General features: G+C 63.4%; 14 protein-coding genes and 1 pseudogene. 11 read left to right on the top strand and 4 right to left on the bottom strand.

Annotated elements, in window-relative coordinates; all coding sequences use genetic code 11:
- Positions 1 to 287: 287 nt before the first annotated feature.
- The gene (locus LNV07_RS09665) at positions 288 to 680 is read right to left on the bottom strand and encodes a hypothetical protein (protein WP_263570958.1); all 393 of its coding nucleotides are present in this window, start codon (positions 678 to 680) and stop codon (positions 288 to 290) included.
- Between the two features lie 315 nt (positions 681 to 995).
- Here LNV07_RS09665 and LNV07_RS09660 point away from each other — a divergent pair, with 315 nt between their 5' ends.
- The gene (locus tag LNV07_RS09660) at positions 996 to 2,279 is read left to right on the top strand and encodes a formylglycine-generating enzyme family protein (protein WP_263570957.1); all 1,284 of its coding nucleotides are present in this window, start codon (positions 996 to 998) and stop codon (positions 2,277 to 2,279) included.
- Between the two features lie 253 nt (positions 2,280 to 2,532).
- On the opposite strand, the pseudogene LNV07_RS09655 reads toward LNV07_RS09660, so the two are convergent.
- Positions 2,533 to 3,039, bottom strand: a pseudogene (locus LNV07_RS09655) (hypothetical protein); the annotation flags it as partial.
- A gap of 1,124 nt (positions 3,040 to 4,163) precedes the next feature.
- Here LNV07_RS09655 and LNV07_RS09650 point away from each other — a divergent pair.
- The 9 genes from LNV07_RS09650 (at position 4,164) to LNV07_RS09615 (ending at position 11,409) form a co-directional block, all read left to right on the top strand.
- A complete protein-coding gene (locus LNV07_RS09650) occupies positions 4,164 to 6,140 on the top strand; it encodes a S9 family peptidase (RefSeq protein ID WP_263570956.1) in 1,977 nt (658 codons plus the stop codon).
- A 369-nt stretch (positions 6,141 to 6,509) separates the two neighbouring features.
- Complete coding sequence (locus tag LNV07_RS09645) at positions 6,510 to 7,436, top strand: DUF3034 family protein (RefSeq protein WP_263570955.1); 927 nt, start codon at positions 6,510 to 6,512, stop codon at positions 7,434 to 7,436.
- 17 nt (positions 7,437 to 7,453) lie between these two features.
- Entirely contained in the window at positions 7,454 to 7,906 is a 453-nt protein-coding gene (locus tag LNV07_RS09640) for a group I truncated hemoglobin (RefSeq protein ID WP_263570954.1), read from the top strand.
- 8 nt (positions 7,907 to 7,914) lie between these two features.
- A complete protein-coding gene (locus LNV07_RS09635) occupies positions 7,915 to 8,445 on the top strand; it encodes a TlpA family protein disulfide reductase (RefSeq protein WP_263570953.1) in 531 nt (176 codons plus the stop codon).
- Between the two features lie 162 nt (positions 8,446 to 8,607).
- Positions 8,608 to 8,676 carry a Stealth CR1 domain-containing protein gene (locus tag LNV07_RS25510; protein WP_397545554.1) on the top strand — a complete coding sequence of 23 codons (69 nt, stop codon included), beginning with the start codon at positions 8,608 to 8,610 and terminating at the stop codon, positions 8,674 to 8,676.
- A gap of 535 nt (positions 8,677 to 9,211) precedes the next feature.
- Positions 9,212 to 9,631: a hypothetical protein gene (locus LNV07_RS09630; RefSeq protein WP_263570952.1), complete on the top strand. Its 420-nt coding sequence runs from the start codon at positions 9,212 to 9,214 to the stop codon at positions 9,629 to 9,631.
- Positions 9,624 to 10,151 carry a hypothetical protein gene (locus LNV07_RS09625; RefSeq protein WP_263570951.1) on the top strand — a complete coding sequence of 176 codons (528 nt, stop codon included), beginning with the start codon at positions 9,624 to 9,626 and terminating at the stop codon, positions 10,149 to 10,151. The genes LNV07_RS09630 and LNV07_RS09625 overlap by 8 nt, the downstream gene beginning before the upstream one ends.
- A complete protein-coding gene (sigJ, locus tag LNV07_RS09620) occupies positions 10,148 to 11,113 on the top strand; it encodes an RNA polymerase sigma factor SigJ (RefSeq protein ID WP_263570950.1) in 966 nt (321 codons plus the stop codon). Before LNV07_RS09625 ends, sigJ begins: the two co-directional genes overlap by 4 nt.
- Positions 11,114 to 11,139: 26 nt before the next feature.
- Positions 11,140 to 11,409: a hypothetical protein gene (locus LNV07_RS09615; protein WP_263570949.1), complete on the top strand. Its 270-nt coding sequence runs from the start codon at positions 11,140 to 11,142 to the stop codon at positions 11,407 to 11,409.
- 183 nt (positions 11,410 to 11,592) lie between these two features.
- On the opposite strand, the gene LNV07_RS09610 is transcribed toward LNV07_RS09615, so the two are convergent.
- Complete coding sequence (locus LNV07_RS09610; RefSeq protein WP_263570948.1) at positions 11,593 to 12,474, bottom strand: alpha/beta hydrolase; 882 nt, start codon at positions 12,472 to 12,474, stop codon at positions 11,593 to 11,595.
- Between the two features lie 408 nt (positions 12,475 to 12,882).
- Here LNV07_RS09610 and LNV07_RS09605 point away from each other — a divergent pair, with 408 nt between their 5' ends.
- Positions 12,883 to 13,890, top strand: coding sequence for an alpha/beta hydrolase family protein (locus LNV07_RS09605; protein ID WP_263570947.1), 1,008 nt, complete (start codon positions 12,883 to 12,885; stop codon positions 13,888 to 13,890).
- 211 nt (positions 13,891 to 14,101) lie between these two features.
- Here the strand turns inward: LNV07_RS09605 and LNV07_RS09600 are convergent, their stop codons facing one another.
- Complete coding sequence (locus tag LNV07_RS09600) at positions 14,102 to 14,704, bottom strand: 2-hydroxychromene-2-carboxylate isomerase (RefSeq protein WP_263570946.1); 603 nt, start codon at positions 14,702 to 14,704, stop codon at positions 14,102 to 14,104.
- Positions 14,705 to 14,788: the final 84 nt, after the last annotated feature.

Raw genomic sequence — 14,788 nt, 5'->3', positions numbered from 1 at the left:
GTGTCGCAGTTCACAAGGAGAATCTGGATCACAAGGCGCAAGTTTCGATTTTCGGCCTGGCATCGAGCGGTTCAAGCAAGGTCGATCGGCGTTGGAGTCAGTGCTGGCTCGTTGACGCCCAGGTACCGATGGCCTGGGGTCGCTCCGGGGGGGGGGGCATTACCCATACCGGGTATTCGGCACCGCTCTACGGGCAGTGTGAAAGACCTGTGGAGCAATGCACAGGGCTACGCCGGCTGAGAGTTTCGTCTAGAGCAGCGGCTGCCAATTACTTTGCATCGCGTTTGTCAGCGCGCTTGCGGCTTGAACTCGATAAAGAGGGCTCGAGTCTCCGTGCTACCTATGTTCTCGCCCGCATGGGATTGAGAGGACATCCATCGCACGTCACCCGGTTTGGACTCAGTCTCAATGACGCGCCCGCTGCCCAGGGTGAGTTTGCGCTTAAAGGACGAAAGCGCGACCATAAGCGTGTCGGGATGACCGTGCATAGCAATCTTCTCGCCCGGTGCGTCGAAGCCTTCTAGCACCCGAACGCGATCATTTTCGAAGCGGACCTTGTAGTGCGCCGGGGCAACGGTGAGAGGGTCTTCAGAGGCGGGCACCTGCGCGAGTGTCCAGTTTACGAACGCTCCTCCACCGAACGCGGCCGCCAGTGCGGCCAGTTGTGCAAGTTTCTTCATCAGGTATCTCCTGCGATTGCGAGCAGGCTAGACGTCAACTATCGCAATGCTTGGCGACGACTATAGCGCCCGGCTCTGCGTCAAGCGAATGGCCGTCGAGTCCGATTTCAACTGTCAGGTTTGGGCACCGACTTGCCACGCGGTCTGTGCCCTCGAAATTCCCCGGCTTGCGCCAGGCCGACAGTTCGAACAAGCGCCGCATAGCTGCCGTTCGGGTCGTCGACCACCCTTGCTTGCCCATCGTCTGCTCCGCGTTTTAGGCACTCTAGCCGCCGACCACGACTCTGGTCTATCCAGCTTTTATTTAGAAGACCCATGCAGCCTATCGAGTTCCAAGCTTGCTTGCATCGCCGGCGGCGCGCCGAACTCGTCGCAGCCCAAACGATTTCATCCGCATATGGGCCGCTTTCGTCGCTTTGTCCAGCGGGCCGGCAGCTCAATTCTCAGAATGAGGGCATGAACACTCCCCCACATCCTGGCCCTCGCAGCATCCAACAAACCCTTGCTGCAACTCCTTCAAAGGCTGCCGCTGGCGTCCGTGCGGAGGCCGTGGTAGCGGCGCGCGCCCTGTTGAGGCCTATCCATCTTTCCAAAGGTTCTGTAATGAAGAATGTCGTCTCGCTGCTGTCGATGCTTGTGTTGAGCAGCCCCCTGTTAGCTGCCACTGATCCGCTGCTCTTGCCCTCCATGGCCACGATCAAAGGGGGCGAGTTCTCCATGGGCAGCACCGCCAACCCGAAGGAAGCTGACTATCCGGTTTCCGAGCCGATCCACACCGTCAAGGTTCAGAGCTTTCGGCTGTCGCGGTACGAGACCACCGTTGGGCAGTTCCGCCAGTTCGTCGAGCTCAGTGGCTACAAAATCGGTGGCGATTGCATTCAGCTGGCGGCCAATGACTGGGGCTTTGAAGTTAGCAAGTCCGGCTGGGACGCCGCCGCCAATGCACCCAGTGACTCCCACCCGGTGATGTGCGTGAGCTGGGACGACGCACATGCCTATCTGCAATGGCTGTCGAAGCAAACCGGGCGGCACTTCCGCCTTCCCAGTGAAGCGGAGTGGGAATACGCGGCGCGCGCCGGCACCAACACCCGCTATCCGTATGGCGATGATCCGACCGGCCTGTGCAAATATGCCAACGTGTTTGACCACAGCGGCAAGCCGGCGATTGCGCGTTTGACCGGCAAAGACAGAAAGGAGATCGCCTGCGACGATCAGGCCGCGCTGACGACGGTGGTCGGCATGTATGAGCCCAACGCCTGGGGCCTGCATGACATGCTGGGCAACGTGGCCGAATTGACCGAAGACTGCCAGCATCTGAGCTACGAAGGCGCCCCCAAGGACGGCGCGCCCTGGACCAAAGCCTGCGATCTGTTTCATGGCCAGAACATGGTCATCCGCCGAGGCGGCAGCTACAACAGCGGCCCGACCGGCGCGAGTCCGACCCACCGCGAGCACATTGGATTGGACGGCCGCACCAGCCTAGGGGAAGGCTTTCGCATCGCCGAGGATGTGAGCGGCGACAGCGCCCACGGCAGCGCAGCCTTCGAGGCAGGTTTGGCGAAGGCGCAGGCTGCAGAACGCAGCCGCCGCGCCAAGTAAGTCAATCAAGATTCTGGCTCACCGTGCGTAGCATTGCGCCAGCGACTGGCAGACAGTGTTTGCTATCACGTCCGGCGCGCCTGAAGCTGGCGCGAGCAGGGCCTGGCCCCGATACCTGGCGAGATCGGCCCCAACTCCAATTCTGTGTGGCTGCTTCGGGCACCCTGCTGCCGTTTGGCGCTCATCCATTTTTACTGACCGGTGTCGTGACGACTGGCCAGCGCGAATCGGATTGAACGGCCAATTGAACCCATCAACGCTTCTCGAAGGCCACACCCGTGTGCGAGCCTGCGGCCACCATCTCGGGCGTGCCCTCCGCCATCACCGCGCCACCCGCCGTGCCGCCGTCCGGCCCCAGTTCGATGACCCAGTCGGCCTTGGCGATCACGTCCAGGTCATGTTCGATCACGACGACCGAATGCCCTCTCGCCACCAGAGGGTGCAGTACGCGAATCCGGCGCTCGACATCGGCCATGTGCAGGCCCACCGTCGGTTCGTCCAAGACGTAGGGCGTGTGCGGCGCCTTCTGGCCGCGCCGCCCGACTTCGTCGCGCACCTTGACCAGCTCGCTGACCAGCTTCATCCGCTGCACCTCGCCGCCGGACAGCGTCGGTGACAGTTGACCCAGGGTCAGATAGCCGAGACCGACGTCCTGCATCAGCTTCAGTGGATGGTCGATCGCCGGCATCGCGGCGAAGAAAGGCGCGGCCTCATCGACCTCCATTGCCAGCACATCGCCGATGCTCTTGCCCCGCCAGCTTCCCCATAGGCACGCGGTTCAGCGACCCGGGCGGAGGCTTCAACCTGTGGGTGGAGTTGCCGGCGGGGCTGGACGCGGTGACCTTGTACGAGCCCTGCCTGGCGGAAAATATCTGCATCGCGCCCGGCTCGATGTTCAGCGCGAGCCGGCGCTTTCGGCACTGCATCAGGCTGGGCGTGGGCGGGCGCTGGGGCCCGGAACACCCCCACAGCGCTGCGCCGTATCGGGGCCTTGGCCGACCAAATGCTGGCTTCCGCCTTGAGCACAAGGGCAGCCTGATCCGAAGAGTCACCTGTTTAGCAAGCTCAGCCGCGAAGGAAAATCAAGCACTGAGTCAGGGAGGCACAGCGGAATCTATCGAGTTCGACAGATCTCTCTGTGCCTCTGTGTCTCCCGGTTGCATTTGGAGTACCAAAGAATGCTTGCTTGCTCTCCATGAACCTTGCTGTCCGCTGTGTTCATCAAAGCCCCAAGTCCGACAGACTAGCTTAGACCTTGCCGGCCGGAACGGGCTTTGCTGGCGTACAGGGCGGCCAGCCCGGCGGCATCGCGGGCGTTCCAATGGCTGTCGATCTTCTCGGCAAAGGCTTGCAGTGCCGCCTTGGGGATGTCGGCGGCGCAGCCTGAGAAGGCATCGGGGGCGCCGCATCGGCGGCCATTACGTTGACGCTGATCGCGCTTGAAAGAAGGGCCGAAAGGAAGAGCGTGCGAGTGATGGGCATGTGTAGACCTTTAAGGAATCAAAGTAGCGAAATGGCAGAGGCCTGCCGATACTTTTCACCGTTTTGTCCGGACCGCGCGTTCCGACGAAGCAAGCTGGCAGCGCCCCGAATGGCGGTGCAGCGCCGACGACCTACGCGGCACAGGGGTTGGAAGCTGTACGGAAAATCGCAAGGCTGAGGAAGAAGGAGGGGAGGGCCGCTTTGGCACGCCAATTGACTGTTGTTGCGACAGAACCGAGCCTTTCATGTCCCGGTCAGCAAAGACGCGTCGGGGGGGCGTTGGCGGGCAAGGCGGGCTTGGATGAATGACTTTCAAACTCTCAGTTTGAATCCAAGCTGCCGGTCCAGACGTATGAAGGTGGCTTGCTGTGTCAAGCCACCCTCCAATCTCCGGTCTCCGCCATGCCTACCCCAATCCTTGCGCGTGCAAGCCTCTGCGCCGCGCTGCTCAGCCTGAGCCCTATCACCTTCGCCATCGAAGCCCCCCAAGCCCAACATGCCCAACATGCCCCATCGGCAGCGCCGCCGATTGTGGGCGACCCCGCGAGCGAGGCCGACCTCGCCCTGGCGGCGGCACGCGCCCAGGCGCCGGCGCCCGTGGCGGAGTTCTGGCCGCTGATCGCCCCGGACAACCGGCAGGTCTACTTCATGGCCAACTACGAGGGGCGACGTGCGCTCTATGCGCAGGAGATCGGCGCCAAGACCCCGCCCGCCAAGGTGGCGGAACCGCAGGGCCGGATGCGCCACCCGCGGTTCTCTCCGGACGGGAAAGCGATTTACTTTTCTGACGACACCCAAGGCGACGAAGCCTTCCTGATCAAGCGCCTGGTGCTGGCCACGGGCGCGGTGGAAAACGTGGAGGCGGGTGCAAAGCTGAATCGCGACGGCCCCTGGTTCACAGGCCAGGGCGCGCGTTTCTTCTACACCGCACGGGCCGTCACCGCGAGTGGGATGGCGCTGTTCGAGCGCGCGGCAGCGCCGGGAGCGGCCTCTGCCCAGGTCTTTGCGAGCGAGAACCACAGCTTGGCCGCCGTGCGCCCGGATGGGCAGCAGGCCCTGGTGGTGCAAGAGCCTTTCTTCGACACGCTGCTGCGCGTTGATCTGCCAGGGGGCAACGCCAAACGCCTGTTCCCGGCGCAAGAACGCACGGAAAAGACCACCCAGATCATGGCGGCCGAGTATTCACGCGACGGCACGCGCGTCTTCGTGGCCACCAACGACGGCGGCGAGCGCACCCATGTGCTGATGCTGGACGCCAAGACCGGCCGCGAACTGGCCCGCTACACCGATCCGCGCACGCCCGGCGGCGACGTGCAGAGCTTCAGTGTCCAAGGCCCCACTCTGGCCTATGTGCTGGACCTGGGCACGCACCACGAAGTGCGGATATTGGACACGCGCACGCTCAAGCCCCGCCCCGCCGTCAAGCTGCCGCTGGGCTCCGAAGTACCCGGCGCCAGCCATCCCAATAGCAACGGCGGGCTGTCCCTGTCCAATGACGGGCGGCATCTGGCGCTGCAATGGTCCAGCCCTTCCGCGCCGGCGCGCATTCTGCTGATCGACACCCGCACGGGTTCGCTCCAAGCGCTCACGACGGTTGAGCGTGCGCCCACGCCGGCCGTCGAGTCCGAGGTGGTCCAGATCCCCTCCTTTGACGGCACCTTGGTGCCGGCCCTGGTCTACCGCCCCAAGGGCGCGCAAGGTCTGCCGGTGATCGTGCAAATCCATGGCGGCTTCCCGTTCGCGTCAACGGCGCGCTTCAACGCGAACATCGCCAGCTATCTGGCCGCCGGCTACGCGGTGGTGGAGCCCAATGTGCGCGGCTCCGCCGGCAGTGGTCCGGCCTATGAGCGGGCCGACAACGGCGCCAAGAAACTGGACGCCGTGCGCGACTTCCGCGCCGTGGGCGAATGGATCGCCCGCCAGCCCTGGGCTGATGGCCAACGCATGGCCGTGATGGGTGCAAGCGCCGGCGGCTATCACGCGGTCATGACGCTGGCGCACCATCCGCAGCTGTGGCGCGCGGGCGTGGCCGTGGTGCCGCTGTACGACACCCAGATGGCGCTGGAACAGACCGATGGCGCCTTGGTGCAGTTCATGGAGCGCGAGCTGGTACCCGTGTCCGAGGCGGCCAGCCTGCGGGCCATCTCGCCCTCGGCCTACGTGGACCGAATCCGCGCGCCGATGCTCGTCTTTGCCGCCGGCAATGATGTGCGCACGCCGGCCTCGCAGGTCTACCAGCTGGTGCGCGACCTGCGCGAGCGCGGCCAGCCAGTTGAATTTATGTACGCGCCCAACGAAGGCCATCAGGGCGGGGGCGGTCGCGCCGGGAACGAACTGCAGGTGCGCATCCTGCGGTTCCTGGCTGAGGCCTTGCGCTGACCGAGCCGACGGTGGTCGCTGCCGCAATATGCAGCCCAGGGCCGCCGCGCAGGATTCGCGTGGCTGAGGGGCATTGCCAATCAAGATCCGCTTTGGCGTCAGGGGCACGAGGCCGTTTTCCCTCACGGCGGCTCGGCCCGATTTTCTATTTCCTTTGCGGCGTCGCTCATGTGGATGTAGAGTCTGCGTCTACCTCCAAACCCGATTGCCGAGCGCGGCGCAGGGTGAGGCAAGGTCCACGTCGGAGAGGCTAGTTCAAGGTTTTTTCCCTTGGCTGCTGTTGACGGTAAACGTCTCCACGCCGGCTTGCATCCAGATCTGTATTGGCCACGTATTGAGCGTGTCACCACCAAGCAGGAGATCCCCAAGATGATTGCAAGCTCACTTCGCTCCGGCCTGCCCGCCAAGTTGCTGCGGCTCACGCTGTTGGCTGCGCTAGCGGTCGCCGCATCAGCCCAAGCCGAAAGTGGCAAGCTCTTGTTGACAGGCGGTGTCAGCAGCATTGACGGGGCAGCCGGGGGCGGGCTCACACCCTGGGCCGTGACGGGCAGCTATGCCACCGTCGGCCAGTGGGGCGCTACCGCCCACCTCACCGGCGTGAAAACGCAGGACTACGCCCTTGCCACCTATGGCGTCGCTGTGAGCTGGGGAGATCGCCTTGAGGTCTCGCTGGCGAGGCAGGACTTCGATGCCAAGGACAACCTTGGCGCGCTTGGACTGCTAGGCCTGCACCTCAAGCAAGACATCATCGGCGTCAAGCTGCGAGTGGCCGGCGATGCCGTGCTGGACAGCGACACCTTGATGCCCCAGATCGCCCTAGGCCTGCAGCACAAGCGCACGGATGCCGGTGCTCTGAGCCCAACGCTGTTTGGCCCCCTTGGTGCCAAGAAAAGTGGTACCGATATCTATCTCAGTGCCACCAAGCTTTTGCTGGCCCAAGGCATTCTCTTGAATGGCACTTTGCGTGCCACCAAGGCCAACCAGAATGGCTTGTTGGGCTTTGGCGGTGCGCAGAGCAGCAACTACAAACTGATGCCCGAGGTATCGCTAGCCTTGCTGCTGAGCAAGCATTTGGTTGTGGGTGCCGAGTACCGCGCCAAACCAGATCACCTCAATCAGAGCGTGCTCGGCACCGGCGCGTTGAAGGAGGACGATTGGTTCGACGTCTTCATCGCTTGGGCACCCAACAAACATGCCTCCTTCACGCTGGCCTATGTGGACCTGGGCCGGATTGCACCGGCCGTGCAGCCGCAGCGACAGACCGGCACCTACCTGTCGGCCCAGTTTGCCTATTGAACTCTGAGACCATCAACATGAAGCAACTCATTGCCGCGCTCGCTTGCAGTCTCGTTCTGGTCGCGCAAGCGCAAGTTCCCGCGTCCTCGTCCAAACTCCCACCACCCACGGATGACAGCGTCTACCAAGCCTTTGGCCAGAAGGCCGGCATCCGGGCCTTGATGGAAGACTTCAAGAACCGCTTGCTGGCCGACCCGCGCATGCAAGCCTTCTTCAAGGACAGCGACCGCGAGCGCCTCGTGACACAACTGACGGATCAGCTTTGCTATGAGGCCGGCGGCCCCTGCGTCTACAAGGGTGCGGCCATGAAGCCCTTCCATGCCGGCATGACGATTCAACGAGAGGATTTCAACGCGCTGGTGGAGGTGCTGCAACTGGCGATGGACGCAAAAGGCATTCCCTTCCGCGCTCAGAACGCGATGCTGGCGCGCTTGGCACCCATGCACCGGGATATCGTCAACACGCCTTGAAGCTGCCTATGAAACCACACGGCTTGTTTGTTTTACTGCTGACCTGTAGCGCCGCCCAGGGACAGATCAGCCCGGGTCGCCCGGCTGCCACAGCAACTGCCGCCGCCCCTGTGGGTGCGGCCGTCGGCGGCTTGCTTGAGCTGCGCGCCAGCAATATGAAGGGCGAGCGTTTTGAGTCACGCCTGATCAAGGGCAAGGTGGCCTTGGTGTTTTACTGGTCCACCGCCTGCGCGGTCTGCCGTGACAGCCTGCCCGAGATGCGGGCCAATCTGGCCGGCTGGCGAAACAAGCCTTTCGTACTGCTCACCGTCAATATGGACAGCAGTGCCGAAGACTGGCTGCGTTACGAGGCGCTTGTTTCGCAAACCCAGCCTGGCGCCAATAGCGGCATGATGGCCTTGCGCCAAGAGGGTTCGCAGCCCATGCGCCCCAAGTTGCCGCTGACCTTGGTGATCGACGGTCAGCAGCGTGTGATCGCCCGCTATGAAGGACGGGTGGCGCCCGAAGCCTGGGATGCCATTGCCGACCTGCTGCCCTGATCCCGGCGAGCCGAGGGCCTGGAAGCCCGGCATGGGCTTGATCCTGCACATTGGCGGTCTGATGAGAACTTTGAGCCTGAACGGCATCCGCGCCACTGGCCTTTGACTTATTGACCCTTCGGTCGGGTTTCGCCCTGCGGGGCTGGATGGGGGGCGAATTCGGTGCCGGGTAGCGACGCGGTCGACATCGTCTACCTCTGGGTTGACGGCAGTGACCCGGTTTACGGATAGGAAATTCAACCGCCCCACAGCAAGTATGACGACGCTGGAACGGTTGACCCATCCGGAATTCCCCATGGCAAGGCCAGCGTCGCTTGGCTGAGGCGCTTGGCGCGCCGCCAGCATCAACTCTTGACGCTCATTCGGGCTGAATCATGCTGGAGGTGGCCGGTATGGGGACCTTGCAGCCCCTGTTAGCCTACCCACTTATGCTGACTGAACCGGCTACGACTGGCCATGGCGAATCGGAATAGCTGGCCACATTAAATCGGAGCAAGTGGCTTTTGGGCTCGGCATACGCAACCATCTTCGGTCAGTGGTCGGCTGGCGGGCAGCGGACCACCTTTGGCGTGCCGAGCTAGGTATAGCGCGACGCCTCGACCGTGGGCATAGAGGTCGCTGATCTGCACGTTTCAGTGTTGCCGAAATTGCTTCCTGGTGCATGGGGCCTTGTTCTGCCTTGCCCCTATCCGGGCCATGTCACAAACCACCGGGCTGCTTCGTCTTATAGGTATTGCATCCACAAGACCACCAAGGACTCAAGACGATGAAGACGCTGAAACAAACCCTGAGGTATTTGCTCGCCGCCGGCCTGCTGCTCAATGGCGGCGCGATGTTGTTCGCCCCATCGACCTGGTACCACGGCATGCCGGGGCTCTGGGCGACCGGGCCGCTCAACCCGCATCTGGTGCGCGATGTCGGCTGCGCCTATCTGGTGGTCGCACTTGGGCTGGCTTGGCACGCTCGCAGGAGTTCGGCCGGCCAAGGCGCGGCTATCGCAGGCGCCGCCTTTCTCTTGCTGCATGCCGGCGTTCATTTGTGGGAAGTCGCGGTCGGCATTTGCGGCTGGAGCCGGTTTGCACAGGACGCGCCGGGCGTCGTGCTGCCCGCCTTGCTGGCGCTTTACTTGAGCGGCATCGACGGGCAACAGAGGCAAGCACTCGGCCAGGGAGTCGCCCATGTTTAACTGGCTCGCCCCGCTGGTACGCCGCCAAACGCTGCAGTTCGAGCGCCGCTACCACTACGACACGCATTACCTGCGCCAGCTGTTTGCCCTCAGCCCGCGGGCCTTCTTTCGCTTCAGGCATGTGCTGGACAATGGCGCTTTCAGCCAGGACGTGCCGGCGGCCGCGCTTTACACCGTGAAGTTCCTATCCATCCGCCGCGAGGATTGCGGCCCTTGCGCACAACTGAGCTTGGACATGGCCCGCGAAGCCGGCGTGGCGCAGGCCGACCGCGAAGCCTGGGTGGCCGGCGCGCCCGAGCGCCTCGGCGCCGACGCCAGATTGGCCTGGATGTATGCGCAAGCGGTACTGGACCACGCGCCCGATACCGCCGCCTGGTGCGAGCAGGTCGTCGCCCGCTGGGGCCCGCGAGCGCTGGCCACATTGGCCTTGGCGCTGGTCACCGCGCGCAGCTTCCCCGCCATGAAGCAGGCGCTGGGCCTGGCGCCAGCGAGTTGTCAAGGTTTGGAGGTCAAACCATGAGCGAACAGCAAGCCGATGCCGAGCGCGCCCGCAGCTTCGAGCAAGGCCATGCCCGCCACCTGCGTGCGCTGGCCTATCGCATGCTCGGTTCGCGTGCCGATGCCCAAGACATCGTGCAAGACGCCTGGCTGCGCTGGAGCGAGGTGCCGCCGGCCAGCGTCAACAATGAGCGCGCTTACCTGACCCGCATCGTCACCCATCTCTGCCTGGACCGCCTGGATTCGGCCCAGCTGCGCCGCGAGCAATATGTCGGTATGTGGTTGCCCGAGCCCTTGGTCGACGAGGCGCAGGACTGGAGCCCCGACCCGCAAGACCGCGCCGAGTTTGGGCAGGACGTGTCGGTCGCCTTCATGTTGACGCTTGAGCGCCTCAGCCCGCTCGAGCGGGCCGCCTTCCTCTTGCGTGATGTGTTCGACCTGGACTATGCAGCGGTGGCCCGCCATCTGCAGCGCAGCGAGCAAGCCTGCCGCCAACTGGCCAGCCGCGCCCGCACGCGGGTGAAGGGCGAATATGCGCGCTGCGAGGTGGCTGCTGAAGAACGCCAGCGCTTGCTGACGGCCTTTGCCCAGGCCTTGCTGGGAGGCGATGTGGCCGCGCTCGCCGCCGTGCTGGCCGAAGACGCCGAGCTGATCTCCGACGGCGGCGGCCTCGCCACGGCGGTCCCGCAAGCGCTGCGGGGCGGCGCCTACATCGCCAAGGTGCTGGTCGGCTTCAACAAAGCCATCGACCTGGCGCGACTGCGCTACCGCATGGCAACGGTCAATGGTTTGCCGGGTTATGTGATCTACACCGAGGCGGGCGAACCGCTGCAGGCCGTCGCCCTGGCGCCGGCGGGCGCGGCCGCACCCGGCCGGCTGCAGGCGGTCTACATCATTCGTAACCCCGTCAAGCTGCGGCATCTGTTCGGCCGGGAGCTGGCGCACCACCTGCCTACTGAGCAGCGATCAAACGAGCATGGCTGACGCTCTTGGGGCATTCACTCACGACAATGACAAGCCTCACTGCCGCCCCTCAAGCCTTGCCCGGTCCGATTCCCTTCAGTCAATATGGCGCCGTCACCGGTCGTATGCTGCTGATCTACTTCCAGGGTGCCCCCGGTGCGCCGGCAGAGGCGGCCGTCTTTGACGCCGAGGCCAAAGCGCAGGGCCTGCGCGTGCTGGCGATCGACCGCTTCGCCGCCCCGCTCGGCTTGGCTGGCGAGTCCTACGTCGAAGCACTGGCCGCGGGTCGAAAGGCGAGGGTCAGGTCTTGCTTTTGAAGAGCCTCAACCAGCCTTTTGGTGTTGCAGTTGACCGCCGGGTCGTGACCGGTATGGGCACTGAGATGCCACGTAGTCAGAGCCCCCAGATGTTTCGGCCTGTGCCAGGCCGACAGTTCGAACAAGCGCCGCGCAGCTGACGTTCGGTTCGCCGACCGTTTTGGGCACTCAACTTCAGCGCTGCTAGCGGGCCGATGAGTCCAGCACGAAACTGGCCACGTCGTCCAAAACCGGCGCCAGCCATCGCAGTGGAAGGCCGAAGGCGCCGATCAGCGTCGCATGGGTGGCGTGTTCGTATCGGTGCAAACTGACAGGCACGCCGGCTGCCGATAGCCGGGCCGCCAAGGCCTCCGTGTTTCGTTCTGGGTTTACCAACGAGTCGGTGCTGCCTGCAGCCAGAAAGCTCCGCGGCGCAGCAGTGCTGGCAAATGCCATCGGCTGCGTATCGGGCGGGTAGTTGGGGTGAAAGAACACAGGCTGCGCGTCGAGATTGGTCATTGGCAGGAAGTCGTAGGGCCCGGCCAAACCTATGAAGCCGGCCAGTTCACGCGGAGAGTGGCCTGTAGCTGACAGCCATCGCCCATCCAGCGCCAACATTGCGGCGTTATACCCGCCTGCGCTGTGCCCCATCACGTACACCCGTCGAGGGTTGCCGCCGTGGTTGACAGCATGTGTGAGCCCCCAAGCCAGCGCCTGAGCGCTGTCGGTCAAAAAGTCGGGGAAGCGGACCTCAGGGTAGAGGCGATAGTCGGCCACCAGAGTCAGGATGCCACGCGATGCCAGCGCCGCGCCAACGAAGCCATATTGCGCCCGTTCACCGCTGTTCCAAGAGCCGCCGTAAAAGAACACCACCACCGGCCAACCGCCAACAGGCATCACGCCGTCTGGGCTGTAGATGTCAAGGCGCTGACGCGGCAAGGCGCCATAGGGGATATTGGTCGCGCGGGTGTGGCTATCGGTGCTAGCAAGTGCATTCAGCGCATTGAGTGGCGCGAACGCGCCCAACGCGATCAGCAATGCCAACAGCCCTAGGCCAACGATGAGTACCGTTCTATTCCATGTCATAGAGGTATATACGTTGTGAGTGCGCTGGTGGATGCAGGCTGGTTTACTAGGCGTCGCTGGCGAGCTTCCAATATTCATTGACCGCTATAGGCGCTGTGAAACCGGGCATCAGCAGTCAGCCTTCCAGCGTCGAGCGATCTCGCGCGATGGGCGAGTGCAATGGGTACTTTGACTTTGTCGGTCGACCCTTGATGAGCAAAATGGCCTCCGCGCGGGTCCCCTTGCTTTTTGAATGGGCGCAATGATGACAAGTGAATATTTCGCTTGCGCTCGCGGGCTGCATGACCGCATTTCGCGACCGCGCTGGGGCACCTGGCGCAGCGAATCCGCGCTTTGTCGCAAGGGGCATGACTGCCTGCAAGTTGATGCACAGAATCCGACCTCATCGACACCAAAGATGCATCACCCATGAAGACGCTCACTTTAAAGCTGTTCGCTGCTCTCACCACTTTCGCCATTGCATTCTCCGGAAGTTGCGCCCATGCGGCGGGCTTTCAACATGGTTTTGCCGCCGATGCCGAAGGCAAACCACTGGAAATCGGCATCTGGTACCCGAGTCAGGCTGCGGTTAAGCCCATTGCGATGGGGCCGATCGTAATGAACGTCGCGGTCAATGGCCCCGCTGAAGGCAGGGCCCTGCCGCTGGTGCTGATCTCGCATGGAACCGGCAGCTCCTTCCTCGGTCATTTCGACACGGCTATTGCCTTGGCCGATGTCGGCTTTGTCGTGGCGGCCGTCACCCACGCGGGCGACAACTACGCGGACCAGAGCCGCAGCGTGGATGTGATGGACCGGCCACGCCAGATCAGCCGGGTGATTGACCACATGCTGTCGACTTGGGGTGATCGTGCCTTGATCGACCCCGCGCGCATCGGCATGTTCGGCTTCTCTGCGGGCGGCTTCACCGCGCTGGTGAACATCGGTGGCATTCCTGATTTTTCGACGATAGAGCCGATGTGCGGCCAATACACCGCAGACTTTGCGTGCCGACTCCTCGCAAAGAGCAGCAGCAATCCCGCAGTACCCCGCACATCCGCAAGAGCCCCGGCTGCGGATGCCCGCATCAAGGCCGCCGTGGTGGCCGCGCCCGCACTCGGGTTCACGTTTTCTCCGGATGGGCTCAAGAACGTCAAGGTGCCCGTGCAACTTTGGCGAGCGGGCGAGGATGTGCTGGTGCCGCACCCACGTTATGCAGAAGCGGTGCGGCTCGCGCTGCCGCAGGCGCCGGACTATCGGGTGGTTCCCAATGCCGGGCACTTCGATTTTCTGGCACCTTGCAGCGCCGCGCTGGCGTCGATAGCCTCTGCCATTTGCGTCAGTGACGTCGGCTTCGACCGGGCGGCATTTCATGCGAGTTTCAATGCTGCTGCCGCAGGCTTCCTGGACAAAGCGCTGAGAGCCGGGACGGGGAACTGATTCGGCCAATCGCCTGAACGTTTGATTCGTTTGATTCGCGGCGCTCAGTACTCAGTACGCAGTATTGGGCCTTGAGTCTGAAGGCCTCGTCAATTCCTGCGAGGGCATTTGGCCTCGCCAGCAAACTACCGATCCGGACAACTTTGCGGACGGCCGGCTCAACTGCCCAAGCTGGGAGGGGCTCTGAACGGCAACGCCGTACCGAGTTACCTCAGTACGGTCCGCCGGACAACCAGCGTTCCAGCTGAGGCAGCCTGTCGTTGCCCCAGAAGCGCTCACCTTCAACGATGAAGAAGGGCGAGCCGAAGACGCCGCGAGCCTCCGCCATATCAACCTCGGCCTTCAGCCGCGAGCGGCTGGCCGGGTTGGCGCTGGCTTCTTGAAGATCCTCGGCGCTGATCTCCATGTCGCTGGCGATGGCGCCCAGCACGTCTTCGGACGCGATGTTCTTGTCGTCGACGAAATAGGCCTTCATCACGCGATTGGCGAAGTCGCGACCCCGCTGAGGTTGGCGGTCATGCACCCAATGAAAAATCCGCGCGGCCTGTTCGGTGTGGGCGCCCAGATTGCTCGGCGTGCGGTACTCGACGCCGTAGAAAGTGGCCAGCCGCTCGGCGTCGCGGCGAATGTAGTCGCTGCGCATGACGCTATTGGGAATGCGGATCCGCTCAAGGGACTGGAAATTCGCGTCCAATACGATGGCGCGCCAAGTCACGCTGCGGCCATGGCGTTCGGCGATCTTGTCGATCTGCTGCGCTGCGATATAGCCATAGGGCGAGGCAAAGTCGAAGTAGAAGTCGATGGGCGCAGACATGTGGATTCACTCCGGTGATTTGGCGCGGATTGTAGGGTGCGTTGATGGCTTAGAGTGGCGTGCCACGCGGGCCAGGAATGACCC

It is taken from the genome of Roseateles oligotrophus (genome assembly GCF_025717515.1).
Taxonomy (GTDB): Bacteria; Pseudomonadota; Gammaproteobacteria; order Burkholderiales; family Burkholderiaceae_C; genus Paucibacter_A; species Paucibacter_A oligotrophus.
The sequence above is the reverse complement of the archived record's forward strand: the minus strand, read 5'-3'. Positions and strand labels throughout refer to the sequence as shown.

Excerpts from the sequence above, each read along its gene's own strand:
- LNV07_RS09630 (WP_263570952.1), top strand. The coding sequence starts at position 9,212 with ATGAAGACGCTGAAACAAACCCTGAGGTATTTGCTCGCCGCCGGCCTG.
- LNV07_RS09615 (WP_263570949.1), top strand. The coding sequence starts at position 11,140 with ATGACAAGCCTCACTGCCGCCCCTCAAGCCTTGCCCGGTCCGATTCCC.
- LNV07_RS09625 (WP_263570951.1), top strand. The coding sequence starts at position 9,624 with ATGTTTAACTGGCTCGCCCCGCTGGTACGCCGCCAAACGCTGCAGTTC.
- LNV07_RS09645 (WP_263570955.1), top strand. The coding sequence starts at position 6,510 with ATGATTGCAAGCTCACTTCGCTCCGGCCTGCCCGCCAAGTTGCTGCGG.
- LNV07_RS09605 (WP_263570947.1), top strand. The coding sequence starts at position 12,883 with ATGAAGACGCTCACTTTAAAGCTGTTCGCTGCTCTCACCACTTTCGCC.
- LNV07_RS09665 (WP_263570958.1), bottom strand. The coding sequence starts at position 680 with ATGAAGAAACTTGCACAACTGGCCGCACTGGCGGCCGCGTTCGGTGGA.
- LNV07_RS09640 (WP_263570954.1), top strand. The coding sequence starts at position 7,454 with ATGAAGCAACTCATTGCCGCGCTCGCTTGCAGTCTCGTTCTGGTCGCG.
- LNV07_RS09660 (WP_263570957.1), top strand. The coding sequence starts at position 996 with ATGCAGCCTATCGAGTTCCAAGCTTGCTTGCATCGCCGGCGGCGCGCC.
- LNV07_RS09635 (WP_263570953.1), top strand. The coding sequence starts at position 7,915 with ATGAAACCACACGGCTTGTTTGTTTTACTGCTGACCTGTAGCGCCGCC.
- sigJ (WP_263570950.1), top strand. The coding sequence starts at position 10,148 with ATGAGCGAACAGCAAGCCGATGCCGAGCGCGCCCGCAGCTTCGAGCAA.
- LNV07_RS09610 (WP_263570948.1), bottom strand. The coding sequence starts at position 12,474 with ATGACATGGAATAGAACGGTACTCATCGTTGGCCTAGGGCTGTTGGCA.
- LNV07_RS09600 (WP_263570946.1), bottom strand. The coding sequence starts at position 14,704 with ATGTCTGCGCCCATCGACTTCTACTTCGACTTTGCCTCGCCCTATGGC.
- LNV07_RS09650 (WP_263570956.1), top strand. The coding sequence starts at position 4,164 with ATGCCTACCCCAATCCTTGCGCGTGCAAGCCTCTGCGCCGCGCTGCTC.